Below are 16,269 nucleotides of genomic sequence, written 5' to 3' on the forward strand. Positions count from 1 at the left end.
AAACTAAAGTTGTGCCGCCAGCCGCACCGCCTGGTTGATCGCCCGCTTCGCATCCAGTTCGGCGGCCTCGTCGGCGCCGCCGATCAAATGCACCCTGCCCCGCAAGCCGGCGGCGAGGGAGCGCTCCGGCAGCTGGCCGGCGCAAACGATGATCGAGTCGACCGCCAGCAGCCGGTCTTGGCCATCGACGGTGATGTGCAGGCCGTCGTCGTCGATGCGCCGATAGTCGACACCGGCGATGGTTTCCACGCCGCGGCTTTTCAGCGCCGCGCGATGGATCCATCCGGTCGACACGCCCAGGCCGTTGCCCACCTTCGACGCCTTGCGTTGCAGCAGATAGACCTTGCGCGCGGGCGCCTCGACCCGTGGCGCGCACAGCCCGCTGTGTGGGCCGTAACTGGTGTCGACGCCCCATTCGGCGAAGAATTTTTCAGGATGCAGCGAGGCGCTGGCTCCGCCATGCGTCAGGAAGGTCGCGACGTCGAAGCCGATGCCGCCGGCGCCGATGATGGCGACGCTGGCGCCGACCGGCCTGTCCTCCCTGAGCACGGCGAAGTAGTCGAGCACGCTCGGATGGTCGAGGCCTTCGATCGCGGGTACCCGCGGCGTGACACCGGTCGCCAGCACGATCTCGTCGTATGCCTCGGCCTCCAGCTGCGCGGCCGTGACCCGGGTGGTCAAGCGCAGGCGCACGCCGGTGATCTCGATCTGGCGGCGGAAGTAGCGCAGGGTTTCGAAGAATTCCTCCTTGCCCGGAATCCGCTTGGCCAGGTTGAACTGGCCGCCGATCTCGGCGTCCGCCTCGAACAGGGTCACCTCGTGGCCGCGCGAGGCCGCGGTGGTGGCCGCCGCCAGGCCGGCCGGGCCGGCGCCGACCACGGCGATGCGCTTGCGCCGCGGCGCCGGTTCGATGCGCAACTCGGTCTCGTGGCAGGCCACGGGATTGACCAGGCAAGAAGCCACCATTTCCTTGAAGCCGTGATCCAGGCAGGCCTGGTTGCAGCCGATGCAGGTGTTGATCGTATCGGCCTCGTCGCGCCGCGCCTTGCGGATGAATTGCGGGTCCGCCAGCAGCGGGCGCGCCATCGACACCATGTCGCAATAACCCTCGGCGATCAGGCGCTCGGCCACCTCCGGCGTGTTGATGCGGTTGCTGGCGACGATGGGGATGGCGACCTTGCCCTTGAGCAGGCGCGCCACCCAGGCATAGGCGGCGCGCGGCACGCTGGTGGCGATGGTCGGCACGCGCGCCTCATGCCAGCCGATACCGACATTGATGATGGTCGCTCCCGCCTGTTCGATCAAGGGCGCCAGCGCGACGCCTTCCGGCAGCGTCGATCCGCCTTCGACCAGCTCCAGCAGCGACAGCCGGTACACGATGATGAAATCCCGGCCCACGGCCTCGCGCGTTCGCCGCACCACCTCCACCGCGAAGCGCATCCGATTGGCATGCGAGCCGCCCCAGCCATCGCCGCGGTGATTGGTGCGCGGCGCCAGAAACTGGTTGATCAGATAGCCTTCCGAGCCCATGATCTCGACGCCGTCGTAGCCGGCTTCGCGCGCCAGCACGGCGCAGTTGACGAAATCGGCGAGGGTCCGTTCGATATCCTCTTCCGTCATCTCGCGCGGAACCTGCGGCCACAATGGCGACTTGATCGCGCTGGGCGCGACGGCCTGGCCATGCTTGACATTGCGGCCGCAATGCAGCACCTGCATCGCGATCTTGCCACCGGCCGCGTGCACGGCATCGGTGACGATGCGGTGGCGCGCGATTTCGTCCGCGTTGCTCAGCTTGGGCGCGCGCGCGAACGGCGCGCCTTCCTCGTTGACCGCCACACCGCCGGTGACGATCAGCCCCACGCCGCCCCGGGCGCGCTCGGCATAGAAGGCCGCGAGGCGTTCGAAGCCGTTCGGCTCCGGTTCGAGGCCGACATGCATCGAGCCCATCAGCGAGCGGCTGGATAGCGTCGTAAAGCCCAGGTCGAGCGGTTCAAGCAGGTGGGGATAGGGATTCATTCAAGCTCCATGGTTGAGATCGATATTGGGCTTCGCGGGCCTTAGCGCCCTTGCCATTGCGGCCGGCGCTTCTCGAAGAAGGCGCGCGGGCCCTCCTTGAAGTCTTCCGTGGCCATCAGCCGGTACGCCGCTTCGACGCCGCGCTCGCCAAGCTCGGCGTCCGTGCCATCGAAGGCCGCCCCGGCCAGCCGGCGCGATTCCGCCACCGCCAGCGGCGCGTTGTCGGCGATTCGCCGCGCCAGCGCCAGCGCCTCGGTCATCACCTGATCATCGGCGGTCACGCGGTTGACCAGGTGCAGGGCCTGCGCTTCCCGGGCCGTCAGGCTGTCGCCGGTCAGGACCAGCTCCATCGCCTTGCGCTGCGGGATCGCGCGCGCCAGCCGGTACACCCCGCCCGCGGCCGCGATCACACCTCGCCGCACTTCCGGCAGGCCGAAGGTCGCGCTTTCACCGGCCACCGCCAGGTCGCAGGCGAGCACGAACTCGGTTCCGCCGCCCATCGCCGAGGCTTGCACCGCGGCGATCCAGGGCTTGCCGCGCCGGGCATGGACGAAGCCGCCGAATCCATTGCCGCCGGCCGTCGTTTCCTGGCCGCGGCCGGCCGCGAGTTCCGCCAGGTCGGCGCCGGCGCAGAACGCCGCCGTGCCGGCCGCCGCGAGGATCACGACCCGGATTTCCGTATCGTTTTCGGTTTGCTCGACGTAGCGGACCATCAGCCGGGTGACGGCGCCATCGACCGCGTTGCGTTTGTCCGGCCGGTTCAGCGTGACCAGCGCGATGTGCGGCGTGAGCTTCTCGAAGCGCACCGCGGGTTCGATGCGCTCCGGATTGGCGCTCAGGCTGAAATGGACCAGGCCATCGCCGCGCAGGTAGGCATGGCCCGGGGTGCCGACCGGCTCCCGCGTGGCGTCCACCAGCACAGCCAGCGTGTCCGGATCGGCCGCGCCGACGCGCGCCGCCAGGCGCCTGCCGTCCGGCGTGCGCGCGATGACCACGCCGCGATCTGGCTCGCCCTTGCGGCTGAAGGTGGCGGTATAGGTTTCAATCGCGCAGGGCCCCTCGTAGTCCTCGACCAGCGCGGGAACCGGCCCGTAGCTGGCCTCGACCGCTGCCTGCAGGTCCTCGTTGCGGACCGGATGCGCCGGCGCGGCCGCGAAGAGCATGGCGGCATGGTGCTTGGTGACGTATTCGCCATTCCCATGCAGCAGGCCCGCGCGGCCTTGCCCTCCGCGCAGGGCGCGCACCATCGCGGTGATCGCGTGGGTCATGTAGTTGTTGCCCGGGCCGCCGAAAAAGGTCAAGCCGCCGGCGACCGACAAGGGCCCGTCGGCGGCCAGGCCAAGCGCGCGCCGCGCCAGTTTTGGCACGCACGGAAAGCAGCTGTACAACTCGAACAGGTCGATGTCGCGCGCCGCCACGCCGTTCAATTCCAGGGTCCGCCGCAATACCAGCTCCATCGCAGGCGCATGGTCGTAGCGGTCGCGCGCGAGAAAATCGTGGGGCTCGTGCGCGCCCGCTCCGGAGCCGACGTACACGATCCGCTCGTCGGGCACCCCCATGGCGCGCGCCGCGTCCAGGTGCGTCATCAATACCGCGGCGGCCTGGTTCACGCCGCTTTGCGCGACCATGAATTTCTGATACGGATGGGCGATGGGCCGGTTGTGCTCCGACGGCGAGACGATGTCGGCGGCGCTCATCGGCTTGCCGCTCCAGGCATAGGGATTGGCGGCGGCGGCGCGCGACATATTGGCCCAGATCGTGCCCGATTCCATTTGCGCGTCGGCGAAGCTCTGGCCCCAGGCCGCGCGCGTGGCGTTGTCGTAGAGCGGATACACGTCGACCGCGTTGGTCAAGCCGTAGCGCGCCGCGAGCCGGGTGACGAAATCCTCGCCGCGCGGCAGCCTGTGGCCGGGGTCCTCGTCGGTCCACGCGGGCTTCACGCCCCTGGCGCGCAAGGCCATCGCGCTCTTGAACGCCTCGGCGCCGCACAGCAACGCGACCTCCGACTCGCCGCGCGCGATATCGACCGCCGCGTCGAGCATCATGCGGACCGGGGTTTCGCCACCGACCGGGCCATGGATGCATTCCGCGGCACGCAGCCGCAGGCGTTTGGCGAGCAGGCCGCCAAGGTCGCGGTAGGGCCAGGAAATCTGGTTGACGACACGCAGCGTGTCGATGCGGCGCAGCCATCCACCGCCGGCGTCGGCATCGGCGCCGGCGGCGCAGCGCAGCAGCATCTCCAGCGGTTCCAGTCCCCGCAGCGGGTCGGCTGGCTTGTCGATCAATTCCCCGATGCCGATGATGACGGGGATACGGCCGGCGGAACGCGGCGTCATGAAATACTCCCGGAATAGATGACGAGGCCATCGAGCGCTTCGATGTCGCCGCCGCGCACCCATAGCGGGTTCACTTCCAGCGTGACCAGACTGTCGCCGAGCGCGAGCGCCGCGTCGCCGATGGCGGCGATCACTTCGGCCAGGCGGTCCAGATCGGCCGCCGGCGTGCCGCGAAAGCCTTGCAGCAGTTTGGCGGCCCGCAGCCCGGTGAGCATGCCGCGCGCCTCCGCGGCGGTGACGGGGAGCAGCCGCAACTGCGTGTCGGCCAGCGCCTCCACCCAGACGCCGCCCAGGCCGACGGCGAGCGTCTGGCCCCACTGCGGATCGCGTACCGTGCCGACCAGTATCTCCAGGCCGCCGCCGCGCATCGGAGAAACCAGCACGCCGTCGAGCCGCGCCGCCGGCAGCGCGGCGCGCACCGATTCAAGGATCGCGTCGAAGGCGGCGCCGACCGCTGCGTCTCCCCGCAAGTTGAGTTGCACGCCGCCGACATCGGTCTTGTGCGCGATATCGGGCGAGGCGATCTTCAGCGCCACCGGCGCATCGAACGCGGCGGCATGGGCGAGCGCCTCGTCGCGCGTGCTGGCGAGCCGCGCCGGAATCACGGGCACGCCGCGGGCGGCCAGATAGTCCAGTACCGCGCGTTCACCGTCGGGCCGCGCGTCGCTGGCCTGCGCGGGAGCCGCGCGGACGGCGGTTCCCTGTGCCGCCCATGCGCTCCAGAGGCTGATGCGGCCCAGCGCCGCCACCACGGCCTCGATGCCGCCGAACACCGCCGGCACGCCGGTCTCCGCCATGATGTCGCGGCTCTTCTGCGTGAGCGGCCGGCTGGTCTGGTTGAGCATCGCCGAGGGTTTGCCGAGCGCGCCGAGGGCGCGCCCGATCGACACGATGGCCGGCACCTTGTCCCACTTGTCGTTCCACGGCATGCTGTAGACACAGCCGACAAAGCCGATCGCGGGATCGTCGCCGAGCGCCGTGAGCACGCGCTCGAACAACGCGGGATCGCGCACCGCCACGCCGGTGATGTCGAAGGGATTCAGCGCTTCGCCCGTGCCGGGCACGGCCTCGCGCAACAGCGCCTGCGTGGCCGGCGAGAACGCCGGCAGGCTGACGCCGTGCGCTTCCGCGCGATCGGCGATCAGCGTGCAGGCGCCGCCGGAGATGGAGACGATGCCGACGCCCGCGGCCTTGAGCGGCCCGGTATGCGCAAGCAGCCCCGCCGTGACGACGAGGTCTTCGAGCGCGTGCACGCGGATCACACCGAGCTGGCGGCAGGCGGCGTCGAACACGGCATCGTCGCCCACCAGCGAGCCGGTGTGCGCGGCCGCCACCTTGGCGGTCAGTTCGGTGGCGCCCGCCTTGAGGATGACGATGGCCTTCTTTTGCGCCAGCGCGCGCCGGGCCGCAGCGGCGAAGGTGGCCGTGTCGCGGATGGTCTCGGCGAACACCATGATCACCCGCACATGCTCGTCGTCGACCAGGAAGTCGACGCAGGCGCTGGTGTCGAGCATCGCTTCGTTACCGGTGGCGATGCACATGGACAGGCCGATATTGCTGTCGTGCGCCATTTCCACGATCTCGATGGCGGTGGCGCCGCTCTGCGACACCAGCGCCACTTTACCCGGCAGGAAGGGCGGATGAAACGGCATCGGCGTCATCGCCGCGCCTATCGACAGGTTGGCGAAGCCCAGGCAGTTCGGGCCCAGGAAGGTCACGCCGGCGGCGCGCGCACGCCGTGTGAGCTGGTCCTGGAGACGCGCCCCTTCCGGCCCCGCCTCCGCGAAGCCGGAAGTCAGGATGACGGCCGACTTGATCCCGCTCGCGATCACATCGTCCAGCGCGTCGAGCGCGGCCTCGAGGGGAACCAGCAGGTAAGCGGCGTCCACCGCTTCGGGGATGGCCACGCACGAGGGAAATCCCGGATAACCATGCGCCGCCGCGCCGGTCTTGTTGACCGCGTACACGCGGCCCGCGAAGCCGACGCGCTGGATGTTGGCGTGCAGCAGTTGCGACCAGGGCGAGCGCTCCGAAGCGCCGACCAGGGCAATCGAGCGTGGATAGAATAGCCGCTTCAGCGGCTCGTTACCGATGGCGGCGGTGGCGCTCTCCGCATTGTTCATTTCGTCTCCCGTCTTTTTTGACGCGACCCGGCCCGCCAACCATCAGCGGCCCGACGCGGCTCTTTTGAATGGTGCCGGCTAGCGGCTACAGAAAGGGGGCCAGCGCCTCCACGTCGCGCTGGAACTGATCCATCAACTCCCGGCAACGGGCCACCGCGGCGGCCGGATTGCCCGCCTCCAGGGCGCACACCACCTCCTCCATCACCTCGGGATGCACCATGCCTTTCACGCGCCAGAGCACGACGACACGCTCGATCGCTGAAAACAGCTGGATCATCATGCGGCGCAGCGCACGGTTGCCGCTGGCGCGCAGGATCACATCCTCGTAGGCGCGCGCGGCGGTGATGAACGCCTGGGTGTCATCACCCTGCGCGGTGCGCTTGATCACTTCGAGCGCCGCGCGCATTTGGCGCACACCGTCGGCATCCACACGCGGCGCGCCCCACTCATAGGCGGCGAGCGTCAATAGCCGGAATAGCGCGACCAGTTCGCTCGCGCTTTGGCGATCGATATGGGATACCTGCTTGGGCCGGTTCGGCGGCATCTCGACCAAGCCCTCGGCGGTCAACAAGGTCAAGGCCTCCCGCACGGGGCTGGTGCTGGCGTCGTAGCGCTCCGCGAGCTCCAGGTCGCGAATGATGGTTCCGGGCGGCAGCTGGCCGCTGACGATGTCCCGGCGCAGCTTGTCGGTGACCGATTCCTTGAGCGTCTTGTTCTTAACCTTGCTGAGCATGTTGTCCTGGCCTATGTCGCTTGAAGTAGTGGGCGATGCACAATGCACCATAGAATGCATTCTGCAATGCATTTTGCGACAAGTCAAGCGCCGGCCGCGGGAGGCTGCATAGCGCCCCTGGCAAGACATGGGATTTTTATTGGGAAAAATCGGCGAGGCCGGGTCGCCGGTCGCGCCACGACACCATGCGCTGGCGCGCTGGCGTGCGGAATGATTTGCTTGATTAAGCCGGGAGGGTTGCGGGTCGATACAGTTGGGGACGGGGCGGCGGCTATCCGGTCAAGATAGCCGCCGCCCCCGGCGGTTGCCGTTTGCCGGATTACTCCTCGGTGACCAACTTGTCGCCGACGTACACGCGGTAGCGCTTGATGCGCCCCGTCACGCCATCCGCCCCTTGCCGCGGCGTGTAGCGGAAGCCGGCCACGTTGTCCTGCTTGCCCAGGTCGATCACCAGCCGGTGCGGATGCGCGGGACGCGGCGCCTTGCCGCTGAAGGCCGTGTGCCAGTGGTCGGTGGCCTGGCCGTTGATCGCGTTCAGCGCGGAGCCGTCCTCCTTCGTCAGCTCTTCGCTGCTGGCGTAGGCGATGGTCCAGCTGGACTGGTTCAGCGTCTTGCCGTTCGCGTCCAGCAGGGCGATCTCGGCGACCGCCGCGAACTCCTTGCCGTCGAACGCGTCCAGCGACTCCAGGCAGAACTGGCTGCCGCCGGCCTGCTTGGCGAAGCGCACGTCCTGCGTGGCGGAACCCGGCTGGAACTCGCCTTCGTGCACCGGCGTCACGCCGTCCAGGCGCGGCTTGGCCTTGTTCGGCGGACGCGCCAGGTCCCGCTCCGGATGCAGCTGGTCCAGTATCGGCTCCTTGAGACCGGCGATGCGCGCGCTGCGCGGGCCGGTCAGGTCCAGCACCACCACCTCGTTGCGGCCGCGCTTGATCCAGGGACCCGGCAGGTACATGGTCTGCGTCGGGCCTATGCTCCAGTAACGCCCCAGGCAGCGGCCGTTGACCCAGACCACGCCCTGGCCCCAGCCCGACATGTCGAGGAAGGTGTCGGCCGTCTGGCTGGCGTCGAAGGCGCCGCGCCAGAACGCGGGACCGGCGGCCCTGCCCTGCTTCCACGCCAGCGGCGGCAAGACGCCGTCCGCGTCGAAATCGATGGCGCGGATTTCCCAGTTCTCCAGCGCCCGCGGCTGGCCGCCCTTGGCCAGGAAATGCACGGGGCCATGCAGGCCCTTGCGGTCATGGATCTCCACGCCGAAGTTCACGCGGGCGATGGTGTACAGCAGGATCTCCAGCGTCACCGGCTTGGCGCGCGCCGGCAGGTCGACGCGGAAACGGCGGTAGCGCGTGTCCATGGTGCCCACCTGCTTGCCGTCCACATACACCCAGGCCAGGTCGCGCACCTTGGCCGCCTCCAGCACGCCCGCCGGGCCGGCCGGCAGCGTGACGCGGTAAGCCACCAGGCCGCGGCTGATGTCGTACTGCTCGATCGGGCGCGGCGACACCTCCCTGATCGTCTTCGCGGGCAGGTTGGCGAACACCGCCGCCGATTCCTTCAGCGCGAACGCCGGGATGGCCATCACCGGATTGGCCGGCGGCGCGGCCGGCAGCGTCTCGCCGGGCTGCAGATAAGGCTTGATGCCGTCGCGGTAGGCCTGGAACTTCTCGCCCATCCAGCCCGCCTCGCTGATCGGCGCGTCGTAGTCGTAGCTGGTGGTGTCGGGGCGGAAGGGACGGTCACAGCCGCCCCACAGCCCGAAGCTGGTGCCGCCGTGCGCCATGTACAGGCTGAACGAGCCGTTCGCCTTGAGCATGGCCTGGATGTCGGCCACCGCCTTGTCGGCCGAGCCGCGGCGGTGCGGGCCGCCCCAGGTGTCGAACCAGCCGGAGTAGTATTCGCCGCACATCAGCGGCCCTTGCTGCACGGAGGCCAGCATCTTGAAGCCGGCCGCGGGATCGCTGCCGAAGTTCGCCACCGAGAACAGCTCGGGAATGTGGGTCTTGGCGACCGCGTTGGTCGGGTTGCACTGGAACAGGGGCACGTCGAAGCGCGCGTCGATCAGCGACTTGCGCATCACGCGCATGTACTCCAGGTCCTCGCCGAAGAAGCCGTATTCGTTCTCCACCTGCACCATCAGGATCGGGCCGCCCTGTGTGACCTGCATCGGCCCCAGCACGCGGCCCACCTCGGTGATCCAGCGGCGCACCGGCTTGACGAAGTTCTCGTCGCGCGTGCGCAGGAAGGCGTCGCCGGGGCTCTTGAGCAGCCACCATGGCAGGCCGCCCATTTCCCATTCGGCGCAAGCGTAGGGACCGGGACGCAGGATCACCCACAGGCCCTCCTGCTGCGCCAGGCGGCAGAATTCGGCGGCGTCGCGCGCGCCGCTCCAGTCGTAGCGGCCCTCGCGCCATTCGTGGTAGTTCCAGAACAGATAGGCGCAGACGGTGTTCAGGCCCATGGCCTTGAGCGCCTTCAGGCGGTGCGTCCAGTACTCGCGCGGCACGCGCGCGAAGTGCATTTCGCCGCAGCGGATCTGCAGCGGTTTGCCGTCCAGCAGAAAGTCGTTCTGGCCGATGCTGAAGCGCGGCGACGCTGCCTGCGCGTGGACCATGGCCGGCAGCATCATGCCGCCCAAGGCGGCTGCCGTGCTTCCCAGCATGCGGCGGCGGTCAAAACCAGAGGCGACTTCCGGGGTCAGACCCGATGGGTCTGACCCCAGGTTTTGCCACTGGTTTTGCGCGGCGATGCCGGTCTTCCGAGATTTTTCCATTATTGAGCCTCGATCGTGAAGTCGTAGCGGATCGGCTTGAGCGCTATCCGGTATTTCATGTGCGGACGTCCGCGCTCGTCCCAGCCCGTGTCGCCGCCCACGCCGGTCTGCACCGCGTCGATCAGCAGCGAGCCGTCGCCGTGAGGCTGGATATCGGAGCTGTGCCAGGTGCCGCGCGGACGCAGGTACAGGTCCTCGTACGGGAAGGCCAGCGCGTTGACGGACAGCGGCTGCTTGCCGGTGACCTTCAGCCCACCGCCGGCGCCGGACAGCGACACCCAGCGCACGTCGGTCTTGTTGCCGCTTTCCTGCGGCCGCACGTACTGGTGGTACTGGTCCGCCACCTTGCCCTGGTAGCGGCCGATGGCCGCGCCGGTCTGGCGGTCCACATACGTTTCCTGCGGGCCGCGGCCGTACCAGGCCAGATCGCCCAGCGAAGCGTCATTGTCGAAGCGCAGGCCCACGCGCAGCGGATCCGGCAGGTCGTCGCGCAGCGGTGTGAACGCGGCGCTGACGGAGACCGCGCCCTGCGCGTTCATGCGGTAGGTGGTCTCCCAGTGCGCGGCGCCGGCGCCGAAGCTGTAGGTGACGCGCACGCCGTCCTCGCCCGCCACGATGGAGCGCACCTGGCGCTGTTCGGTGAACTGCTTCCACACGGCGTGCGACTTCACCAGGCCGGTGCCCTCGTCGTTGTCCGTGAGGCCGCGCCAGAAATTGGGGCTGCCGCCCTTGAGCAGCGCCTTGCCGCCCACGGTCAGCTTCAGCAGGCCGGTGTCCGCGTTGATGACGAGGCGCGCCTTGCCGGCGCCGAGCTCCAGTCCCTCGGCCGTCTTCACGGGTTTGACCCAGGCCGTGGCCACGGCCGCAGGCCGCGCCTTTTGCAGCACGAACTGGCTGAAGCCGAGTTCCTGGCCGGCCGGCACGCCCTTCACACTGCCCGGCTTCGCCTTGGCGCGTATGGTCAGCAGGTATTCGGCGCCAGCGTCCTTCGCCAGCGCGGGCAGTTTCAACGCCACGTTGGCCGACGACTGCGCGGCGGCGTTCACGCCGGCCAGCTGTCCGGCGGCCACCTGCGCGCCATCCTTGGTGACGACCCATTCGAACGCCAGTCCGGACAGGTCGCTGAAGTCGTAGCGGTTCACCACTTTCAGCTTGCCGCTGGCCGGGTCGCCCTCGAACACCACCGGCGAATACACCTTGCGCAGCTCGTAGTATTCCGGCTCCACGCTGCGGTCCGCGCGCACCAGACCGTCCGCCACCACTGACATGTCGTTGCGCGGGTTCTTGCCGAAGTCCTCGCCCTGCGCCCAGTAGTCACGGCCGTCCTTGGTCTTCAGCACCATGGCCTGGTCGACCCAGTCCCAGATGAAGCCGCCCTGCAGCTTCTTGTGCGCGCGCATGGTCTGCCAGTACTCTTCCAGATTGCCCAGGCTGTTGCCCATGGCGTGCGCGTATTCGCACTGGATCATCGGCTGCTTGAACTGGGGATCCAGCGCGTAGTCGACCATCTTCTCGATGTCGTCGTACATGGGCGCGTAGAAGTCCACATAGGCATTGGGCAGATGCTCCTCGCCCAGCGCCGGGCGGCCCAGGTAGCCCACCAGGCGGTTCGGGTCGCGCTGGCGTATCCATTGCGCGCCCTTCTCGAAGTTGGGGCCCGTGCCCGCCTCGTTGCCCAGCGACCAGATCAACACGCTCGGATGGTTCTTGTCGCGTTCCACCATGCGCGAGATGCGGTCGATGTGCGCCAGCTCCCATTCCTTCTTGTAGCCCAGCTGGAGCTTCTCGCGGTCCGCCTTGGCGTTGTCGCCCATCTGCATGTACTCGTGCGACTCGATGTTGGCCTCGTTGTACACGTACAGGCCGTATTCGTCGGCCAGGTCGTACCAGCGCGGATCGTTCGGGTAATGCGAGGCGCGCACGGCGTTCACATTGGCCTGCTTCATCAGCTCTATGTCCTTGCGCATGGTCTCTTCGGACACCACGCGGAAGGTGTGCGGATCGTGCTCGTGGCGGTTCACGCCCTTGAACATGATGCGCTTGCCGTTCAGGCGCACCTCGCCGTCCTTGACCTCCACCGTGCGGAAGCCGATCTTGCGCGAGGTGGCCGATACCAGCTTGCCCTGGCCGTCCAGGTACTCGACCACCAGCCGGTACAGATTGGGCGACTCCGCCGACCACGCCTTCACATCCTTGATGCGCCCCTGCAGTGGCGCGGCCTTGCCGGCGGCGGCCTGGCCGGTGAGCGCCAGCACCGCCTTGTCGCCGTCGTAGACGGTGGCGCGCAGCTGGCCGTCCGCCTTGCCGTTGAAGTCCGCTTCCAGCGAGAACAGGCCGTCCTTGTAGCCGGCCTTGTCCAGCAGCGCCGCCGCCGTGTAGTCGCGCAGGTGGGCCTTGGCCTCGGCGTACAGGTAGACGCTGCGTTCGATGCCGGACACGCGCCAGAAGTCCTGGTCTTCCAGGTAGGACCCGTCGGCGAAGCGGTACACTTCGATGGCGATGGTGTTACGGCCCGGCTTCACGTAACGCGTGAGATTGAATTCGGAAGGCAGCTTGGAGTCCTCCGAATAGCCCACGCGCTCGCCGTTGACCCAGATGTAATAAGCGCTGCCCGCCGCGCCGATGTGCAGGAACACTTCGCGCCCGGTCCAGTCGGCCGGCAGGTCGATGTCGCGGCGGTAGGAGCCCACCTCGTTCATCTCGTGCGGGATCAAAGGCTGGTTGGCCGGGAACGGGTAGTCGATGTTGTTGAAGTAAGGCTGGCCGTAACCCTGCGCCTGCATCATGCCCGGCACCTGGATGGACTTCCAGCCGCTGACGTCGTAGCCGGGCTTGAAGAAGTCGACGGGGCGCGACTCGGGTGTCTTCGAATAGGCGAAGGACCAGGCGCCGTCCAGCGATTTGAAATACTTCGAAGCCGACTTGTCGCCGGCCAGTGCCAGCTCGCGGCTCTCGAAGTTGAAGAAGGTGGCCTTCATAGGCTCGCGGTTCACCTGGACCACTTCGGGCATTTCCCACTCGGCCAGCGGCGCGGGCTTCACAGATTGCGACACGGGCTGCGATGCGGCCAGCACAGGCAGGGCCGCCAGGATGGCGGCGGTCATCAAAAGACGTTTCACGGGTTTGCTCACTTCAATATGCGACGGGATAATCTTTGGGAAACTTGCGGCCGGAGAAGGCCTTCTTCTGCGTCCAGTCCTGCGCCGGCGCGGTCCAGTAGCTGTCCGTCTCGGGCAGGCCCAGGGCCAGGAAACCCTCGGACGCGATGTACATGCTGCCGTTGTTGGAATACCAGTCGCCCAGTTCGGGCTGGTGGCCGACGAAGCCGATGGTCAGGTAGCCGTCCTTGGTGAAGTTGCTGGGCGCGGTCCACACGGCCTTGTGCACCGCGTGCAGCGCGGCGCGCACCTGCCCCTCCGGCAGGCTGGCCGGCAGCTGCTTGCGCCAGGCCAGCAACGCCAGCGGCTGGAAGGCGGCGGTGCGATAGGTGAGCGAGCGGCCGATGGGCGGGAAGCTGCCTTCCGGCGAAATGAAGCGCTCCAGGTGTTCGCAATAACGCTGCACGCGCTTGAGCGCCTGGGCATGCAGATCGGCGGGCTTGGCGTTCCAGAACGGCGCGTTGCTCTTGGCGAGGATCTCCAGCGTCTCCAGCAGCATGGGGTACATGACGAAGGAGTTGTAGTAGTCGAAGTGGAAGGATTCGCCATCCTTGATCCAGCCGTCGCCCACATACCATTCGTTGATCTTGCGGATGGCGCCGTTCATGCGCATCGGGTCGTGCTCCTCGCCGATGGACAGCAGCCATGCCTCGTTGATCGCGGCGAACAGCAGCCAGTTGATGTAGGGCGGCTCGATGCGGCGCAAGCCCTTGATCTCGGCGACGATGCGGCGCTTGGTGGCGGCGTCCAGCGGCTCCCACAGCGTCTTCGGCGCGCGCATCAGCGCGTTGGTGAAGTAGGCGGAATCGACCAGCGCCTGGCCGTGCCCTTTCCACACCAGGTAATCCGGGCTGGCGGGATCGACGGAGTTGGCGTAGCTTTGCAGCGCCATTTGCTGCAGGCGCTTGCGGTCGCGTCCTTCGGGGCCGTCGTCGTCCGGCAGCGCCAGCCAGGGCGCGATGCCGGCGATCAGGCGGCCGAAGCACTCGAGGTAGGCGACGCGGCGATCGCGGCCATCCCAGGTGGGACTCAGTTCCAGCGCGAAGTTCTTTTGCAGCGTGCCCTTCGCCATATTGGACAGCACCGGCTCGGCCATCTTCCGCAGCAGGCCGACCATGTAGGCCCGGTCGCCCGCGCCGGATCCGGCCGCCGCCGCCGGCACCGCGCCAGCCGTGCCGGCGGCGCCCATCAAGCCACTGGCCGCCGAACCGGCCAAGGCCGCCCGCATGAAGCTGCGTCGTTCCATACAAAGTCTCCTTGTTGTTGTGATATGACAACGATACCATATTGCATTAAAGTATTCTAACCGAGGCCCTTTGGCGCTGTCACTGCACCCCTTCCAACCGCGCTTACGCCACTTCACCCATATATTCAAACACTTAGAAAACAATTTCCGCCGAGCTATATCGAAAAGCTCGAGTGTTATATGATTTTAGTATGGTAACGTGATAACAAAGCTTGGTACGCTATCAAACATCGAGCACTTCCCCAGGAAATCCAATGGCAAAGAAGAAAATCATCGCAGGCGTCGTGGCGGGACTGGTCATCGCGTTGTCGGGCTGCGCGTCGACCGACGCGCAGCGGGCGAACGTGGCCAGCACCCAAGGCGTCAGCACCTCAAAAGCGGAGGCCATCGCGCTCATCGACAAAGTCAACACCTACTGGCAAAAGAACACCCCTGCGGCCGAGACCTCGTTCTGGAACGTGGCCGCCTACCATACGGGGAACATCGAGGCCTACCGCGTCACGCGCAACGAAGCCTATCGCCAGTACTCGGAGGCCTGGGCCGAGCATAACCAGTGGATGGGCGCGAAGTCGCGGGACAAGGCCGGCTGGAAGTATAGCTACGGCGAGAAGGACGAGTACGTGCTGTTCGGCGACTGGCAGATCTGCTTCCAGACCTATGTGGACCTGTACAACCTGGACCCGAACAAGGACCCGAGGAAGATCGCCCGTGCCCGCGAAGTAATGGAATACCAGATGGGCACCGCGCAGAACGATTACTGGTGGTGGTCCGACGGCCTGTACATGGTGATGCCGGTGATGACCAAACTGCACAAGTTGACCGGCGAGCGCCGCTACCTGGACAAGCTGGCCGAATACTTCAAATACTCGAACAGCATCATGTACGACGCGGACGAGAAGCTGTACTACCGCGACGCCAGGTACGTCTACCCCAAGCACAAGAGCGCCAACGGCAAGAAGGACTTCTGGTCGCGCGGTGACGGCTGGGTGTTCGCCGGCCTGGCCAAGGTGCTGCAGGACCTGCCCAGGGACGATCCCTACCGCGCCGAGTTCGAGGCCAAGTTCAAGGGCATGGCGCAAGCGCTGAAGGCGGCCCAGCAGCCGGAAGGCTATTGGACCCGCAGCCTGCTGGACCCGGCGCACGCGCCCGGTCCGGAGTCCAGCGGCACCGCCTTCTTCACCTACGGCTACCTGTGGGGCATCAATAACGGCGTGCTGCCGCGCGACGAATACGCGCCGGTGGCGCGCAAGGGCTGGGAGTTCCTGAGCAAGGTGGCCGTGCAGGCGGACGGCAAGGTCGGCTACGTGCAGCCGATCGGCGACCGCGCGATCCCGGGACAGGTGGTGGACATGAATTCGACGGCCCATTTCGGCGTCGGCGCCGTGCTGCTGGCGGCCGCCGAAATGGCCAGGTTTCAAGAGTAAGGCTCCGTAGTACGGGGGAGATCAATCCCTCGTCTCCCTTTGCCGGAGGATGGCTGATCGCCCTCCTCCGGATTTTTTTGCCTAAATGGTTTTACATCCTGTCACGTGTCAGATATTATTTACACGTGAAAACCAAAACACCTTACGTCGATGGAGACCAGCTGCTGGCGGCCTTGTCGGCGCTCGCCAACCCCCATCGTCTGCGCATCATCGCCGCGCTGCAGTCGGGCGGACGCAATTACGTCAGCCAGCTGGCGCGCGAGATCGGCATCAGCCGTCCCCTGCTCCACCTGCACCTGCAAAAGCTGGAGGGCGCGGGCCTGGTCACCAGCCAGCTGGAGCTGTCCGCCGACGGCAAGGCGCTCAACTACTTTGAAGTAAGCGGTTTCACCATCGCGCTCACGCCGGCGGCCATTGCCGAAGCGGCGAAATCCCTGACCACCAACCCAGAATCGTAGAGGCCACC

The 16,269-nt window shown here is 67.2% G+C and carries 9 protein-coding genes; 2 read left to right on the forward strand and 7 right to left on the reverse strand.

Annotated elements, in window-relative coordinates; all coding sequences use genetic code 11:
* Positions 1-3 precede the first annotated feature (3 nt).
* From BM436_RS19590 to BM436_RS19620, 7 genes are all read right to left on the reverse strand, one after another.
* Positions 4-2,016: an NADPH-dependent 2,4-dienoyl-CoA reductase gene (locus BM436_RS19590; protein WP_093557218.1), complete on the reverse strand. Its 2,013-nt coding sequence runs from the start codon at positions 2,014-2,016 to the stop codon at positions 4-6.
* 41 nt (positions 2,017-2,057) lie between these two features.
* On the reverse strand, positions 2,058-4,352 hold the full coding sequence (locus BM436_RS19595) for an enoyl-CoA hydratase-related protein (RefSeq protein WP_177307353.1): 2,295 nt from the start codon (positions 4,350-4,352) through the stop codon (positions 2,058-2,060).
* Positions 4,349-6,475: an acetate--CoA ligase family protein gene (locus BM436_RS19600; protein WP_093557220.1), complete on the reverse strand. Its 2,127-nt coding sequence runs from the start codon at positions 6,473-6,475 to the stop codon at positions 4,349-4,351. Before BM436_RS19600 ends, BM436_RS19595 begins: the two co-directional genes overlap by 4 nt.
* 85 nt (positions 6,476-6,560) lie before the next feature.
* Entirely contained in the window at positions 6,561-7,208 is a 648-nt protein-coding gene (locus tag BM436_RS19605; RefSeq protein ID WP_177307355.1) for a GntR family transcriptional regulator, read from the reverse strand.
* Positions 7,209-7,527: 319 nt separating this feature from the next.
* Positions 7,528-9,975: a beta-galactosidase gene (locus tag BM436_RS19610; RefSeq protein WP_229490513.1), complete on the reverse strand. Its 2,448-nt coding sequence runs from the start codon at positions 9,973-9,975 to the stop codon at positions 7,528-7,530.
* Positions 9,975-13,094, reverse strand: coding sequence for a glycoside hydrolase family 2 TIM barrel-domain containing protein (locus tag BM436_RS19615; RefSeq protein WP_229490515.1), 3,120 nt, complete (start codon positions 13,092-13,094; stop codon positions 9,975-9,977). The genes BM436_RS19610 and BM436_RS19615 overlap by 1 nt, the downstream gene beginning before the upstream one ends.
* 13 nt (positions 13,095-13,107) lie before the next feature.
* Positions 13,108-14,379 (reverse strand): DUF2264 domain-containing protein, encoded by a 1,272-nt coding sequence (locus BM436_RS19620; RefSeq protein ID WP_093557224.1) that lies wholly within the window; start codon positions 14,377-14,379, stop codon positions 13,108-13,110.
* A 254-nt stretch (positions 14,380-14,633) separates the two neighbouring features.
* Here BM436_RS19620 and BM436_RS19625 point away from each other — a divergent pair, with 254 nt between their 5' ends.
* Positions 14,634-15,803, forward strand: a complete 1,170-nt coding sequence (locus tag BM436_RS19625) for a glycoside hydrolase family 88/105 protein (protein ID WP_093557225.1) — start codon at positions 14,634-14,636, stop codon at positions 15,801-15,803.
* A 125-nt stretch (positions 15,804-15,928) separates the two neighbouring features.
* Positions 15,929-16,261 (forward strand): ArsR/SmtB family transcription factor, encoded by a 333-nt coding sequence (locus tag BM436_RS19630; RefSeq protein WP_093557226.1) that lies wholly within the window; start codon positions 15,929-15,931, stop codon positions 16,259-16,261.
* Positions 16,262-16,269 lie beyond the last annotated feature (8 nt).

This window comes from Pseudoduganella namucuonensis (assembly GCF_900116645.1).
GTDB classification, from domain to species: Bacteria; Pseudomonadota; Gammaproteobacteria; order Burkholderiales; family Burkholderiaceae_D; genus Rugamonas; species Rugamonas namucuonensis.